The 13,528-nt window shown below is 64.1% G+C and carries 16 protein-coding genes; 9 read left to right on the top strand and 7 right to left on the bottom strand.

Annotation, left to right across the window (positions count from 1 at the left end):
* The first annotated feature begins 161 nt into the window (after positions 1–161).
* The 7 genes from pxpB to pcp all read left to right on the top strand — a co-directional run bounded on the left by pxpB (position 162) and on the right by pcp (position 5,877).
* Positions 162–809 (top strand): 5-oxoprolinase subunit PxpB, encoded by a 648-nt coding sequence (pxpB, locus tag MOV80_RS17460; protein ID WP_019101008.1) that lies wholly within the window; start codon positions 162–164, stop codon positions 807–809.
* The gene (locus tag MOV80_RS17455; RefSeq protein ID WP_043592962.1) at positions 802–1,734 is read left to right on the top strand and encodes a biotin-dependent carboxyltransferase family protein; all 933 of its coding nucleotides are present in this window, start codon (positions 802–804) and stop codon (positions 1,732–1,734) included. Before pxpB ends, MOV80_RS17455 begins: the two co-directional genes overlap by 8 nt.
* The gene (gene pxpA, locus MOV80_RS17450) at positions 1,719–2,456 is read left to right on the top strand and encodes a 5-oxoprolinase subunit PxpA (protein WP_019101006.1); all 738 of its coding nucleotides are present in this window, start codon (positions 1,719–1,721) and stop codon (positions 2,454–2,456) included. The genes MOV80_RS17455 and pxpA overlap by 16 nt, the downstream gene beginning before the upstream one ends.
* Before the next feature lie 63 nt (positions 2,457–2,519).
* Positions 2,520–3,233, top strand: coding sequence for a DUF969 domain-containing protein (locus tag MOV80_RS17445; protein WP_019101005.1), 714 nt, complete (start codon positions 2,520–2,522; stop codon positions 3,231–3,233).
* Entirely contained in the window at positions 3,230–4,216 is a 987-nt protein-coding gene (locus MOV80_RS17440; protein ID WP_019101004.1) for a DUF979 domain-containing protein, read from the top strand. The genes MOV80_RS17445 and MOV80_RS17440 overlap by 4 nt, the downstream gene beginning before the upstream one ends.
* Before the next feature lie 9 nt (positions 4,217–4,225).
* A complete protein-coding gene (locus MOV80_RS17435) occupies positions 4,226–5,236 on the top strand; it encodes a DUF2891 domain-containing protein (RefSeq protein WP_019101003.1) in 1,011 nt (336 codons plus the stop codon).
* Positions 5,233–5,877, top strand: coding sequence for a pyroglutamyl-peptidase I (pcp, locus tag MOV80_RS17430; protein WP_081554967.1), 645 nt, complete (start codon positions 5,233–5,235; stop codon positions 5,875–5,877). Before MOV80_RS17435 ends, pcp begins: the two co-directional genes overlap by 4 nt.
* 6 nt (positions 5,878–5,883) lie before the next feature.
* On the opposite strand, the gene crcB is transcribed toward pcp, so the two are convergent.
* The 7 genes from crcB to MOV80_RS17395 all read right to left on the bottom strand — a co-directional run bounded on the left by crcB (position 5,884) and on the right by MOV80_RS17395 (position 11,342).
* Positions 5,884–6,273, bottom strand: a complete 390-nt coding sequence (crcB, locus tag MOV80_RS17425) for a fluoride efflux transporter CrcB (protein WP_039754418.1) — start codon at positions 6,271–6,273, stop codon at positions 5,884–5,886.
* 205 nt (positions 6,274–6,478) lie between these two features.
* Positions 6,479–6,841: a roadblock/LC7 domain-containing protein gene (locus MOV80_RS17420; protein WP_019101000.1), complete on the bottom strand. Its 363-nt coding sequence runs from the start codon at positions 6,839–6,841 to the stop codon at positions 6,479–6,481.
* A 50-nt stretch (positions 6,842–6,891) separates the two neighbouring features.
* Entirely contained in the window at positions 6,892–7,524 is a 633-nt protein-coding gene (locus MOV80_RS17415; RefSeq protein ID WP_019100999.1) for a hypothetical protein, read from the bottom strand.
* On the bottom strand, positions 7,521–8,069 hold the full coding sequence (locus MOV80_RS17410; protein ID WP_019100998.1) for an ATP/GTP-binding protein: 549 nt from the start codon (positions 8,067–8,069) through the stop codon (positions 7,521–7,523). Before MOV80_RS17410 ends, MOV80_RS17415 begins: the two co-directional genes overlap by 4 nt.
* 18 nt (positions 8,070–8,087) lie before the next feature.
* Positions 8,088–9,161, bottom strand: coding sequence for a hypothetical protein (locus MOV80_RS17405; RefSeq protein ID WP_118267934.1), 1,074 nt, complete (start codon positions 9,159–9,161; stop codon positions 8,088–8,090).
* Positions 9,162–9,172: 11 nt separating this feature from the next.
* Positions 9,173–10,558, bottom strand: coding sequence for a hypothetical protein (locus MOV80_RS17400; protein WP_249605343.1), 1,386 nt, complete (start codon positions 10,556–10,558; stop codon positions 9,173–9,175).
* Positions 10,551–11,342: an MBL fold metallo-hydrolase gene (locus MOV80_RS17395; protein ID WP_019102839.1), complete on the bottom strand. Its 792-nt coding sequence runs from the start codon at positions 11,340–11,342 to the stop codon at positions 10,551–10,553. The genes MOV80_RS17400 and MOV80_RS17395 overlap by 8 nt, the downstream gene beginning before the upstream one ends.
* A gap of 255 nt (positions 11,343–11,597) precedes the next feature.
* Here MOV80_RS17395 and hmpA point away from each other — a divergent pair, with 255 nt between their 5' ends.
* The gene (gene hmpA, locus MOV80_RS17390; RefSeq protein ID WP_019102838.1) at positions 11,598–12,815 is read left to right on the top strand and encodes an NO-inducible flavohemoprotein; all 1,218 of its coding nucleotides are present in this window, start codon (positions 11,598–11,600) and stop codon (positions 12,813–12,815) included.
* 188 nt (positions 12,816–13,003) lie between these two features.
* Positions 13,004–13,450 carry an Rrf2 family transcriptional regulator gene (locus MOV80_RS17385; RefSeq protein ID WP_019102837.1) on the top strand — a complete coding sequence of 149 codons (447 nt, stop codon included), beginning with the start codon at positions 13,004–13,006 and terminating at the stop codon, positions 13,448–13,450.
* The last annotated feature ends 78 nt before the right edge of the window (positions 13,451–13,528 follow it).

The following is a 13,528-nucleotide window of genomic DNA, read 5'->3' as shown; positions in this document are numbered from 1 at the left end:
GGAGACGAAGTGGCTTGGCCGACCAGTATAACAAAACGTCATTTGCGCTGGACATAGCCAATAAATACAAATAATTTATAGATGTTTTATCAGCAAAATAACAGATACACGCACCGCGAGACGGGCGGCTGCAAATGGAGAATGGTTTGGCATCGAACTCAATGCGCTATTACCTGCTGGGCGAGCGGGCCGCTGTATTGGAAAGCGTTAGGCCGGCCGATCTGGCGTGTCAGCGACGCATTTGGTGGCTGGCGCAAACCTTGACGGGCGCGCCAGGGCTGACCGACGTGGTGCCCGGCATGAACAATCTCACCCTGATCTTCGACCCGGACGCCGGCGACGGCGAGGCTTGGCTGGGGCGCTTGCGCCGCGGCTGGGCGGAAGCGCAAGAGGCCGCGCCGCGTGTGCGGCGGGTGGATGTGCCGGTGCGCTACGGAGGTCGCCACGGTCCGGATCTGGCGGTGGTGGCGGCGCATGCCGGCTTGAGTGAGGCGGAAGCGGTTGCCGCTCATGCTTCGGCGGACTACGTGGTGTACTTCCTCGGTTTTCAACCCGGCTTCGCCTATATGGGGGGACTGCCCGAGCGTTTGGCCACGCCGCGGCGCGCAGAGCCCAGGCTGGCGGTGCCGGCCGGCTCAGTGGGCATTGGCGGCGGGCAGACCGGCATCTATCCAGCGACCAGTCCCGGCGGCTGGCAGATCATAGGCCGGACTCACCTGACATTATTCGATTCGCGACGCGCGGAGCCGTCTCTGTTGCTGCCGGGCGACTGCGTGCGCTTTGTGCCGCGGGAGGACGGAGATGATTGAAATTACGCAGGCCGGCATTCAAAGCACGGTACAGGATTTGGGCCGGCGTGGTTTGCGTCACCTCGGCGTCGCGCAGAGCGGAGCGCTGGACGCGCCGGCGCTGATCATGGCCAACCGTCTGCTGGGCAACGCCGCGGACGCGGCTGGCATCGAGGTGGCTTTAGGGCCGTTTGGCGCCCGCTTTCTGCGCGATGGCTGGTTCGCGTTGATGGGGTCGGACTTCGGCGCGGAGCTGGACGGCGAGCCGGTGTGGAGCGGCTGGCGCTATCCGGCCCGCGCGGGTCAGCATTTGCTCTTGCGCGGCTGCCGTCACGGCATGCGCGCTTATCTCGCCTTTGCCGGCGGCATCGACGCGCCTCTGGCTCTGGGCGCGCGCGCCACCGATCTGCAAGCAGGTTTTGGCGGCTGGATGGGGCGGGCGCTGGAGGCCGGGGACCGATTGCCCTTGGGGCCGGCGCTTGCGCTGTCTGGCCGGCTGGGCCGGCGCAATCTTGGCTGGACGCCGTTGTTGCGCGCCTTGCCGGGCCCGGAGTGGCAGCAGTTCTCCCGAGTGGCGCGACAGGCGTTCAGCGAGAGCGAGTGGACGGTGTCCGCGCAGAGCAATCGCATGGGCTATCGCTTACAGGGCGAGGCCTTGGCGCGGGAGGCCGCCGGAGATTTGCCGTCCCACGGGGTTCTCCCCGGCGTAGTGCAGGCGCCGCCGGGCGGTCAGCCCATTGTTTTGCTGGCGGACGCGCAGGCGACGGGAGGCTATCCGCGCATCGCCTGCGTGATTGAAGCGGATTTGTGGAAGCTGGCGCAAGCGCGGCCGGGGGCCAAGCTGCGTTTCGAGATGGTGGACGCGCAACAGGCGGCGGCGGCGCGCTTACGTCTGCGGCAGTGGTTGCAGGGACAGGATTGGAGTCAGGCATGCAGATCGATTTGAACGCCGACATCGGCGAGGGTTGCGGCGACGACGCGGCGATCATGGACCAGGTCAGCTCGGTGAACATCGCCTGCGGCTGGCATGCGGGCGACGCCGAAACCATGTGGCGAGCGGTGCGGGACGCGACGCGACGCGGGGTGGCGCTGGGTGCCCACCCAGGCTTTCCCGACCGCGAGCATTTTGGCCGAAAGACGATGCAGCGCGCGCCGGAACGGGTATATCAGGACGTGCTGTACCAAGTGGGCGCGCTGGAGGCGATGGCCCGGGCAGCCGGAACGCGACTGCGCCACGTCAAGCCGCACGGCGCGCTGTACAACCAGGCGGCGCGCGATCCGGCGCTGGCCGACGCCATCGCCCGCGCGGTGAGGGATTTCGATCCCGAACTGCGGCTGGTGGGTTTGGCCGGCGGAGAGTCCGGCCGCGCCGCGAGGCGTCACGGCTTGCAAGCGATAGAAGAAGTGTTCGCCGACCGCGCTTATCTGGCCGACGGCAGTCTGGCGCCGCGCGGAATGCCGGGCGCGGTGATCGAGGATGCGGAGCAGGCTTTGCGCCAGACCCTGGAGCTGGTGTTGCGAGGACGAGTGGCCACGCTGGACGGCGGGGAGTTGGAGATTCGCGCCGACAGCGTTTGCCTGCACGGAGATGGCGCGCACGCGCTGGAGTTCGCGAGGTTGTTGCGTCGGCGCTTGGAACAGGAGGGCGTTGGCATCATGGCTTTGTGAGCCTTATCCGGAAACTAGAGCCGTCCGCAGGCGGCCATTTCCATCATACAAAGGAGAAACTGCATGGATCTTGCATCCTACCTGCCCCTGGTGGGCATTCCCGTGGTTGTGGCGGGCTTCGCGTTGCGCTTCAATCCGCTGCTGGTGGTCACCGCCGCAGGTCTGAGCACAGGCCTGGCGGTCGGCATGGATCTGGGCGCGCTGTTGGAAACCTTCGGCGAAAAATTCCTCAATAGCCGTCAATTGGCCACCTTTATTCTGATCCTGCCGGTGATCGGCCTGTTGGAGCGTTATGGCCTGAAAGAACGCGCACAGCAATGGATAGCCGGCATTCGCAGCGCCACCACCGCGCGCATCCTGATGCTGTACTTCGTGGTGCGCGAGCTGACCGCCGCGCTGGGTCTGATCAATCTAGGCGGCCACGCCCAAACTGTGCGCCCTTTGCTGGCGCCGATGGCCGAGGGTGCCGCGGCCAATCAGCTGGGAGAGCTGCCGCCGGTCTTGCGCGACCGCATCCGCGCCCATGCCGCCGCCTGCGACAATATCGCGGTGTTTTTCGGCGAGGACATCTTCATCGCCTTTGGCGCGGTGTTGTTGATGGATGCCTTCCTCAAGGAAAACGGCATCGCCAATATCGAACCGCTGCACATCGGCCTGTGGGCGATTCCCACCGCCGTCAGCGCGTTGATCATCCATATGGCGCGCTTGGCGCGGCTTGACGCCAGATTGCAAAGCGATATCGCCGCTTGGCGCGCTCAACAGGAGGCTGCGGCATGAAGGCATGGTTCAGCATCAATGACATTTATTATCTGATTGGCATTGTGGTGATGCTCTTGGTGGGCATGACGCTGCGCGACCGCGGCAATCCCAAGCGCTATACCACCGCCTTGTTCTGGTTCTTGTTCGGTTCCACCTTTTTGTTCGGCGACTTGATAACGGCGGTTCTGGGCAAGGATATGGCCTATCGGCTGGTGGGCCTCATCGTGATCGCGCTTGCCCTGTTGGCCGGAGCCGGCTGTTTGGCGTCCGGCAGTTATAGCCAAAGCAGCGATCAGCAGCGACGGGAGGCCGCCAGCCGCCTGGGCAACAAGATTTTCCTGCCCGCCTTGTTGATTCCGCTGTTGACTGTGGCTTGCACGGTGTTGCTGAAGGATGTCGGGATTGGCGGCGAGGCCTTGTTGGATCAGAAGCATTTGACCCTGGCCGCCTTGGCGGTGTCCTGCGTCTGCGCGCTGTTGCTGGGATGGAAGCTGACTGGAGGCACCCCGCTGCAGGCGGTGCGCGAATCGCGTCGTCTGGTGGACTCCATTGGTTGGGCCGCCATCCTGCCGCAAATGCTGGCGATGCTGGGAGGGGTGTTCGTCGCCGCCAAGACTGGCCAGGCGGTGCAAGAGGTGGTGGGCCTGTTTGTTGATCCGGACAACCGTTTTCTGCTGGTGGCGATCTATTGTATCGGCATGGCCCTGTTCACCATGATCATGGGCAACGCCTTCGCGGCTTTTCCAGTGATGACTGCCGGCATCGCGCTGCCTTTTCTGATCGTCGGCCATCACGCCGACGCGGCGCCGCTGGTGGCGATAGGCATGTATTCCGGCTATTGCGGTACGCTGATGACGCCGATGGCTGCCAATTTCAATATCGTGCCGGCGGCCTTGCTGGAGCTGAAGGACCGATATCTGGTGATCAAGACCCAGATTCCCACCGCGCTGGCTTTGCTGGGCGTGAATATCCTATTGATGTATTTCATTGTGTTCCGTTGAGGAGACAGCATGAATCCGCAACAAGCATCCAAGCTGGCGGCGCTGCCGCTGGCCGGGCTGGTTCGGGAGTATCCGAATCTGCTGAGCCATCTGCTGAACGGGCCGGAGGACGCGCGCGCGCCGCGCGATTTGCACCCGGTGTTCTACGGCTGCTACGACTGGCACTCCGCCGTGCATGGCTTCTGGCTGTTGGCGCGCCTGGCGCGTCGTTTTCCACGTTTGCCGGAGCAGGCTGATATCGCCGCTCTATTCACCAGCCATTTTTCGCCGCAGGCTTTCCAGGCAGAGGCGGACTACTTTGCCGCCCCGGGCCGTACAAGCTATGAGCGGCCTTATGGCTGGGCCTGGTTGCTGGCCTTGACGCAAGAGCTTGAGGCCTGGGAGGCGCCTCAATCCGGTCAATGGCGCGAGGCGATGCGGCCGCTGCTGACTTTGATCCGTCAGCGCTGGCTTACGTTTCTCCCTTTGCAGGATTATCCGATCCGCAGCGGCGGGCACGCCAACACCGCCTTTGCCTTGTTGCTGAGCCTGGACTATGCACGCGCCGCCGACGATGCCGAGCTGGCGCAGGCGCTGGAGGCGGCAGCCCGGCGTTATTTCCTGTCCGATGCGGATTATCCGGCGCGCTTGGAGCCAAGCGGCGATGATTTCCTGTCGCCCTGCTTATGCCAGGCTTTGTTGCTTAGCCGGCTGTTGCCGGCCGAGCCGTTTTGCGCTTGGTTGCGCGTTTTCTTGCCCGATTTGCCGCGAAACGCTGCCCTGCTGAGTCCGGTAAAGGTCAGTAACGGCTCGGACCCCAAGATCGGCCATCTCATCGGCTTGAATTTGAGCCGCGCCTGGTGTTTGCGCCAGTTGACGGCGGCGCTGCCGGCGGACGACGCTTGGGGGGCTTTGTTGGGCCAAAGCGCGCGGGCGCATCTGGACGCCGGCCTGCCGCACGTGGTCAGTGGTCATTACACTGGGGAGCATTGGCTGGGGACTTTCGCCTTGCTGGCTTTGGACGAGGGAGAGCTTGAATGAGCAAGATCGTGTTGTTGACGGGCTTCGAACCGTTTGGCGGCGAGAGCGTGAATCCGTCATGGGAGGCTGCGAGCCGGCTGGATGGAGAGTCGTTGATGGGCGCGGTGGTGGCTGCGAGGCGGCTGCCATGTGTGTTTGGCGAGGCCTTGAGCGTTTTGCGCGGAGAAATGGCCGCATTGCGGCCGGCGCTGGTCGTGGCGGTGGGTCAGGCGGGCGGACGCCCCGAGCTATCTTTGGAGCGGGTGGCGATCAATGTGGACGATGCCCGCATCGCGGATAATGCCGGCCATCGACCGATAGACCGGCCGGTGGTGCCGGGGGGGCCAGCCGCTTATTTTTCCACTTTGCCGATCAAGGCGCAGGCGGCGGCCTTGCGCGCCGCCGGCATTCCAGCGGCCGTGTCGCAAAGCGCGGGGACCTTTGTCTGCAACCATGTGTTCTACGGCCTGATGCACGCCTTGACCGGCGCGCCCGCGCGCGGCGGTTTCATCCACATTCCCTATTTGCCGGAGCAGGCCGCCGCGCATCCGGGAGCGCCCAGCATGAGCTTGGAGATGATAGTCGCCGGTCTGCGGCTGGCCTTGGAAACGGCTTTGACCGCGACGGAGGACATTGTCGAGACGGGCGGGGCGACGCACTAGACGGCATCACCCCTTGAGCGCGCGCAGCCAGTGCCAGCTGGCGATGCCGGTCAGGGTGGCCAGCAGCGAGCCGCCGACATGAACGGTGACGGCGGCCAGCGCCGGCAACAGCCGTTGTTGCTGCAGCAAGGCGATGACTTCGGCGGAGAAGGTGGAGAAGGTGGTCAGGCCGCCGCAAAAGCCGGTGATCACCAGTAGCCGCCATAGCGGCGACACCCCCGGCGCGCTGGCGAAGAAGGCGACGGCCAGTCCGATGATGTAGCCGCCGATCAGATTGGCGGCCAACGTGCCTGGCGGCAGGCTGGGCCATAGACTGTTCAGCTTGACGCCCAGCGCCCAGCGCAACAAGGCGCCCAACGCTGCGCCGACGGAGATGGCGAGTATGGTTTTCCACATGGAGTCGAGTCTTGCGCGGAAGCAAAACCGTATTGTGCCGGCCATGCGCCGCCAAGCATAGGCCTGCTTGTTAGATCCTGTTCAAAGTCTGTTGTGCTTCGTGGAGCGTTGCACGGTGAGTACAAGCTCAAAATGCGCATGTACCACCCGACCATTCCGCTTTTTCGCTCGTTTTCGCCTTGTCTCGACCCTGCCCGCGAGGTTCTCAGAGAATTTCGGCAATGCTGCGCGCCGCGCGTTTGGCGTCGAGAAAAATCAGACCCAGCTTGGCCTCGCGCCGTGCGATCACGGTCAGCACCGCGTCCGGGCTGGCGTGGCTCATCAGAATGTAGCCGTGCTCTCCCTTGACCATCACTTGTTCCAGCCCGCCACGCGCCAGTTCTCGCGCGGTGCGCTCGCCCAGCGAGAGCATCGCAGCGGCCATCGCGCCGACCCGGTCTTCGTCAACCTCCTGCGGCAGCAGCGCCGCCATGGTTAGGCCGTCGGCGGAAATGATGGCGGATGCTTCTATGTCGGCGGTTGCGCCGTTGAGGTCGCTCAGGATGGATTTGAGCATCTGTTCACGCATGGTGTTCTCCAGGTTTTTGTTCAATTCGCCGGCCGTAGCGCGGCCGGGGTTCAGGCGTAGCGGCGCGCCAGCAACTCCACCAAGCCCACAAAGGCTTCGCTTTGCAGCCGAGGTTCGCCGCCTATGATCAACGCGAAGGCCTGCTGCGCCACGTGCAGGGGGTAAAAAGCCAGTTGGCTGCGGCCGGCCGGGTCCACCGCGGCCCAGGCGGCGCTTCCCAGATTGAGATGGTTCTTGAGCAATAGATGATGCCGACGGCTTAATGACATCAAATCGCCGGCCAGCGCGGCGATTTCCTCGGCGGTTTCGTGGTGGAAGCCTGCGGTGGCGTAATAGAGGCCGTTATCGTCGGCCAGCAAGGCCTGACCGCTGCCGGACAAAGCCTCCAGAAGCTCCGGCAGCTGGCTTTCCAGGTTGCCGGCGAGGGCAGGCCGCGGTTCCGCTGTGCCGTGCACGAATTCCAATCGTTGCAACCGATAAAGGGTGGCCAGCGCCTGTTCCAACTCGTCGTCGCACCATTCGCTGAGCAAGGGTTCGCTCAGCGGCACTGCATGGCCAAGCCGCAGGATGTTGAACAGCAGGCGACGGGTCAGGTCGGCTTCGGCTCCCGCTACGGCGTAAAAGGCCCCGGCCGGCGTGGCCATCGGGTAGAGCGGCCCGCTCAGCCGCAGTTCTTCGTTCATTGCGGTTCTCCCAGACCAGGGTCTATCGAGTACAGCAGCGCCAGCAGCAGTTGTTTGATGTCTTCGCGGCGGCGGCAGTCCACTTCGAACACCGGCGCGTTCAAGCCGCGCGCGGCGAGGGCTTCTGCGTAGACGTCGGTGGCGGACAGCGGCGCGAGATCGGTCTTGCTGACGCCCAGCGCCAGCGGCGCGCGGCGCAGCAGCGGTTCGAAGGCGCGCAGGAAGAAGCTGAGATCCTGCAGAGGGTTGGCGCGGCTGTGGTCCAACAGCAGGATCAGACCGATGCTGCCGCGGCTGACGATGTCCCACATGAAGTCGAAGCGTTCCTGGCCGGGGGTGCCGTAGAGGTGGACCTTGGTGTCGGCGTCCAGGCGCAGCATGCCGTAGTCCAGGGCTACCGTGGTGTGGTCCTTGCGATGCAGGGTCATGTCGCTGGCCTTGGCGTCGGTGCGGATCGGGGCGATGTCGCTGATGGCGGCGATGGCGGTGGTCTTGCCTGCGCCCACGGGGCCGGCGAAGAGGATTTTGTTATCGGGGCTGCGCATGATGGAAGGTCGTGAGGCTCACAAGCGGGTCACTTTTTGCAGGAGTCGGGACAAGAAGCCGGCGCCGTCTGGGCGCAGGGGGGCGGTCGGCGTCGAGCCGGGCCGCACCGGCGCGCTGGATATCACTTTCAGAGGCGGCGCATCGCTGCGCCAGTCCAGCAGACCCAAAGCATGGGCCGCGGCCAGGAAGGTGCAGGCGTGTTCGGGGTCCACGCGAAGCAGCCGGATGATGATGCGCAGCGTGGCCGGCGTTTTGGTCAGCAGCGCGCTCAGGCGCGTCGCATCCGGCAGCGCCTCCAACCGGGTCAGATTGGGCCATTGCCTCAGCCGCAGGGGAGTGTCAGCGCCGATGCCGGCGGGCAGCCGCCCCTGGCTGCTCCAAATCGCCAGTTGCCATAGCAGCGCCGGTAACGGCTGGGTGACGACGCCGGCGCTGGCACCGGCGGCCTGCGCCTGCAATGCGGGCGCATCCTGCCGACACAGCTCGCGCAATTGCTCCGCGGGCTGCAGGCATTGCGCTTGTGCGCGGTCCGGACGCAGCCATAGCAGCGGCCGGCCATCCACCAGCAACAGCGCCGGCCGCGGTTGGCGGGCCAGCCGCGTGGTCGCGCCGAGCAGGCCGCGGCGCGGATCGAAACGGGCGATGGAGATCGGCGGCATGGAAGACGGAGGAGCCGGCGCGGCGGCCGGTTCGGACCGAGGCGTCGAAGCCGGCAGCGGGTCCGTCGCCGGAGCGCGTGTCGGAATAGGTGCGGGCCCCAGCGCCGCTTGCAGTTGGGGAAACAGGGATTCCACCCGCAGCGGTTTGGTCAGCGTCGGAGCCGGGGCGTGTTCCGGCGGCGTAGAGGCGACGATCAAGGCGGGTAGCTCTGGGTGGCGGAGGCGGAATTCTTCCCAGGCTTGCCAGCCGATTGGACTGTCGATATCGACGATGGCCAGGTCTGGCGGGTGTTCGCCGGACGAGGACTCCAGCAAGCGGTAGCGTATGCTGTGGTGCAAACGAAAAGCCATGCGAAGCAGGGTCAGCTTGCGGTCGTCCATGCCGACGGCGAGCACGGCGATATCGGAGGCGGGTGGGGTGGGGCGCGGCATGGGCATTTTGCTTAGGCGGCCAGCATGCGCCGATGGGCGGCGTCGGCGTCGGCATCGAAACCGGCCAGTTGTGCGCGGACCTCCAGCGGCAGCCGCGTCACATGCGAGCGCAGCTGCTGTAAAAGCCAATGGAAGCGAGCACGGTCGTCTTGCCGACGGTAAAGCTGTAGCAAAGGCGGATAGTTGGCGGCGTCCTCCGGCCGGCTCAGAACCGCTTGTTCCAAGGTTTGGATAGCCATATCGACCTGGCCTTCGCTGAGATAGGCGTCGGCCTCGCAGCGCGCGTCGACGCTCTCAGTCGGCATCTTGACGGTTTGGCGCGTGACCAGCGGCCAGCGCAGAGGCGCGGAGGCGGGCGGCGCGCCGCTGAAGCCGAAACTGCGGCCGATGCGCTCCAGCTCCGGTCGTTCGGGGCGTTGCGCCAGCAGATCCAGCACCGGGTGGGCGCCGAGCAGCCAACCCGCGTGGATCAATTGTTCTTTGAGGCTTACGCCGTGCTCGCCCAGCGCCAAGTGAAAGCGCCAGAGCGTCCGCGCGTAGTGCGGTAGCTGGCGCCGCCGGTAATGCACGTGCAGCAGGTCAAGCAGATGGGTCAGCGAGTGGGGCCGCAAGGCCAGCGTCTGTTCCAACGCTGTGGCCGCGGCCGCGTATTCTTGCCAGCGCAGCCAGACTCTGGCCTGGCGTTCGAACGGCAAGAGCGCGGCGATGACGTCTTTCTCTCTTTCATTCAGCGGGAACAGCGGGGCGCAGCCATGCAGCAAGGCTTGGGGCCGTTTGGCGCCGATGGATGGAGATGGTGACGGGCGGGAGGGGAGGATGGCCGCCGTTGTCTCCTCTGCAGCCTCTTCCGATAGGTCCGGCGTGTCGTCGCCCAGACGCAGGCCGATCTCCTCCGGCCCCCAGCCCAGTCGCTGCTCCGCCAATACTCGCAGGGACAGGTGGTTGCGCTCGACGCGCAGCCCGGCCTCCACCGCCTGCTCCAGGGCTTCCCGTCCTATCAGCGCCAGATCGTGCTGGCGTTCCAGCATCAAGGCGTAGTCGTCCAGCGCCCCGGTTTGCAAGTATAGGCCGGCCAGCCTTTGAAGCTGCTTGCCGGAGTGTGGCGCCAGTCGGTCCACGTAGTGGCGCAAGGCTTGCGCGGCCTGTCCCAGATAGCCGAACTCGATGAAGATGTCGACCTCGGCGAGCGAATCGAGCTCATCCACCTGATAGGGCAGCTGGGCGTCGCCGGTGTCCGCAGGCTCCGGTTCCGCCATCTGGATGTCGGCGTTCCGCGCTTGCACCGCGCGGTCTCGGCGCGCTTGCCAGCGCAGCGCGGCCAACAAGCTCAGCAAACCTATGACCAGCGCCAGGCCGGAGACAAGGTCGAAATTACTCTGCGGCAGCCAGTCAGTCATGAGAGGGCACCTCGCGAGGCGGCGGCGTGAAATCGGCGGGGCTGATCAGGTCGGTGCCGCACTCCAGGGTTTCGAACCAGTCCAGAAAGCGCTTCACCATGGGCTTGCCCTTAAAGGAGCCGCCGTGTTGCGGCACGATCCACTCAATGTCCAACTGACGAACCATTTCCACCCATAGCCTGCAAGCCTTGTTATTGGACATATAACGCCGATGAAAGGCGAGCATGTGGCTGTCGTGCAGGTGGGCGTCGAAATCGTTGACCGGCAGGCCGGCCGCGTGGCCGTCCATCAAGGAGGCGCCGATGTCCCCGGAGAACAGGATTTTGCTGATCGGGTCGTAGATCTGGAAAAAGCCGACGGTGTGCAGGTAATGGGCCGGAACGATTTGCAGGTCCGCGCCGCCCAGCCGCAGCCACATGCCGCGAGGCGGAATCGCCACCAGCCGGCCGGCGGTGGCCCCACGCATGCAGAAGTGGGGCAGGAAGCGGGTCCATTCTTCGGCGATGATCACCTGAGCGTCGGTGATCAGCAGCCAGCCGCCCACCGAGGCGATGATGTCCGGGTCCTGATGAGAGGCGAATATGTAGCGAGTGTGCGAGGGCAGGAAGTAGTCGGCCAGTTCCGCGATCAGGTGCTTGTAGGTGAGATTGCCGCCCGGATCCAGCAAAATGCCCTCGCCTTGATCGATGATGGCGAACTGGTTGGATTGTATGCCTTCGCCTTGCACCAGTTCGGTGAAGGCGACGCATTTGTGATTGCCGTCGTCGTAAAGCACCAATGCCATAAGCCGCCTCATCAGGCCGGCCGCGCAATGGGCGCGGCGCCGCCGAGTTATGCCGTAAGAATGCGTCGATCTTATGCAAGCGGTATGGTTGGGGTGTTGACTTGGGTCAAGCCTGCCCGGAACGGATGTCTGCACGCGGCGATGACAATGCGGCAATAAAGATGTATTATTTATGCATCTTTAAGGCGGCCGGTGATCAACCGGCATTTTTACCCACAATAAAATGTATCAAGCACACATCTTTAGGAGCCCGCCATGCTGAATCCCGAAATCCGCGCCCTTGTCAAAGCCACTGTTCCAGTGCTGCAGCAACACGGCCTGGCTTTGACCAGCCATTTCTATCGCCGCATGTTCACTTACAATCCGGAGTTGAAAAACATCTTCAATCAAGGGCATCAGCATTCCGGTCAACAGCAGCAGGCGCTGGCGATGGCGGTATTGGCCTACGCCCAGCACATCGACGATCCATTGCCGTTGGCACCGGTGCTGACCCGGGTGGCGCACAAACATGTCAGCCTGGGCATTCGGGCCGAGCACTACCCCATCGTCGGCAAGCATTTGCTGGCCTCCATCCAGGAGGTGCTGGGCGAGGCGGCAACGCCTGAGTTGATAGACGCCTGGGCCGCCGCTTACGGCCAACTGGCGGATATCTTGATCGCCGAGGAGCACGAGCTGTATCTTGCCGCCGCCAACACCGAGGGCGGCTGGGCCGGCTGGCGGCCGTTCCGCATTGCGCGCAAGGTGGACGAGAGCGAGGAAATCACATCCTTCTATCTGGTGCCGGCCGACGGCGGCGCGGTGCCGGGTTTCCGTCCCGGTCAGTATGTTTCGGTCAAGTGCTTTGTTGCGGAATGGGGGCTGGCTCAGCCGCGCCAGTACAGCCTGTCTGACGCGCCCAATCGCGAACATCTGCGGATTTCGGTCAAGCGAGAAGCGGGCGGTGACGGCAAGCCAGCGGGACGAGTGTCCAATCTGTTGCATGCGGAAAAGCGGGAGGGCGACATTCTGGAACTGAGCGCGCCGCAGGGCGATTTTTTCCTGCATGAAGAGCGTAGCGGTCCTGTGGTGCTGATCAGCGCCGGCGTCGGCCAGACGCCGATGTTGTCCATGCTGCGGCACCTGCTGAAAACCGGCAGCCGCCGGGAAATCCGCTACCTGCACGCGGCTCGCCACGGCGGCGTGCATGCGATGCGCAACGGTTTGCGAGAGATGCAGGAACGCCACGCGCAGCTGCGCGCCCATGTTTGCTATGAAGCGCCGCGCGCGGAGGACAAACTGGGCCGGGACTATCAGCAACAAGGCCGTCTACAGCTGAACCAATTGCGTGAAATGACGCTGTTGCCGGATGCTGACTACTATCTGTGCGGCCCGGTGGGCTTCATGCTGGCGCAGCGCTCCAGCTTGTTGGACCTGGGCGTGGCGGTGGAGCGGATTCATTTCGAAGTGTTCGGCTCCAACGCCGTCGGCGCTTAAGCCATTGAGCCGGCGGCGCTTGCCGCCGGGCTCCGCCTCAGAACCTGTTCAATGTCTGCTGCGCGTCGACGACACGACGTTTAAAACAGTTTCAGAATGCTCGTGTACCATGTGTACACTTCGCGTCTTCAGTCATTTTTTGCCTTGTCTCGTGCTTGATCGCTAGGCTTGGAACAGGTTTTAAGACCATGCAATTGACCCGTTTTACCGACCTCGGCCTCCGCGTGCTGATGTATCTGACCTGGCAGGAAGAGGGGCAGCTGGCCACCATTCCGGAAATCGCCGCCCGTTTCGAGGTGTCGCGCAACCACTTGGTCAAAGTTGTCCATTTCATGGCGCAGCAGGGCTGGCTGCAGACCAGCCGCGGCAAGGGCGGAGGCCTGGCGCTGGCGCGCGCGCCGGAGCAGTACCGGGTGGGCGAGGTGGTGCGCGAGCTGGAAGGGCTGTCGCAGTTGATAGACTGTGCGGATCCGCCGTGCGCGCTTCGGCAAGGCTGTAGACTCAAGGGCGCGCTGGACGAAGCTTTGGCGGCGTTTTTCCGGACGCTGGACCAATATACGCTGCGCGATATGATGGCCGCGCCTACCGGCGAGGCCATCGTCCGGCTGCACCGGCAGCCCTTGTGTCCCGGTTAATGACATTGTTATTTTTGTTGAAATTTATATGGATTATCATTTGTAATATTTTTTGGATCTTATTGTCGTGAACGCGGC

This window comes from Chromobacterium sp. IRSSSOUMB001 (genome assembly GCF_023507765.1).
GTDB classification, from domain to species: Bacteria; Pseudomonadota; Gammaproteobacteria; order Burkholderiales; family Chromobacteriaceae; genus Chromobacterium; species Chromobacterium haemolyticum.
This window is presented reverse-complemented; position numbering and strand designations above follow the sequence as displayed.

Coding starts and splice junctions, on each gene's coding strand:
- MOV80_RS17440 (WP_019101004.1), top strand. CDS start 3,230: ATGAAGGCATGGTTCAGCATCAATGACATTTATTATCTGATTGGCATT.
- pcp (WP_081554967.1), top strand. CDS start 5,233: ATGAGCAAGATCGTGTTGTTGACGGGCTTCGAACCGTTTGGCGGCGAG.
- MOV80_RS17385 (WP_019102837.1), top strand. CDS start 13,004: ATGCAATTGACCCGTTTTACCGACCTCGGCCTCCGCGTGCTGATGTAT.
- MOV80_RS17400 (WP_249605343.1), bottom strand. CDS start 10,558: ATGACTGACTGGCTGCCGCAGAGTAATTTCGACCTTGTCTCCGGCCTG.
- MOV80_RS17415 (WP_019100999.1), bottom strand. CDS start 7,524: ATGAACGAAGAACTGCGGCTGAGCGGGCCGCTCTACCCGATGGCCACG.
- MOV80_RS17395 (WP_019102839.1), bottom strand. CDS start 11,342: ATGGCATTGGTGCTTTACGACGACGGCAATCACAAATGCGTCGCCTTC.
- MOV80_RS17445 (WP_019101005.1), top strand. CDS start 2,520: ATGGATCTTGCATCCTACCTGCCCCTGGTGGGCATTCCCGTGGTTGTG.
- MOV80_RS17410 (WP_019100998.1), bottom strand. CDS start 8,069: ATGCGCAGCCCCGATAACAAAATCCTCTTCGCCGGCCCCGTGGGCGCA.
- hmpA (WP_019102838.1), top strand. CDS start 11,598: ATGCTGAATCCCGAAATCCGCGCCCTTGTCAAAGCCACTGTTCCAGTG.
- pxpB (WP_019101008.1), top strand. CDS start 162: ATGCGCTATTACCTGCTGGGCGAGCGGGCCGCTGTATTGGAAAGCGTT.
- crcB (WP_039754418.1), bottom strand. CDS start 6,273: ATGTGGAAAACCATACTCGCCATCTCCGTCGGCGCAGCGTTGGGCGCC.
- MOV80_RS17405 (WP_118267934.1), bottom strand. CDS start 9,161: ATGCCGCGCCCCACCCCACCCGCCTCCGATATCGCCGTGCTCGCCGTC.
- MOV80_RS17455 (WP_043592962.1), top strand. CDS start 802: ATGATTGAAATTACGCAGGCCGGCATTCAAAGCACGGTACAGGATTTG.
- MOV80_RS17420 (WP_019101000.1), bottom strand. CDS start 6,841: ATGCGTGAACAGATGCTCAAATCCATCCTGAGCGACCTCAACGGCGCA.
- MOV80_RS17435 (WP_019101003.1), top strand. CDS start 4,226: ATGAATCCGCAACAAGCATCCAAGCTGGCGGCGCTGCCGCTGGCCGGG.
- pxpA (WP_019101006.1), top strand. CDS start 1,719: ATGCAGATCGATTTGAACGCCGACATCGGCGAGGGTTGCGGCGACGAC.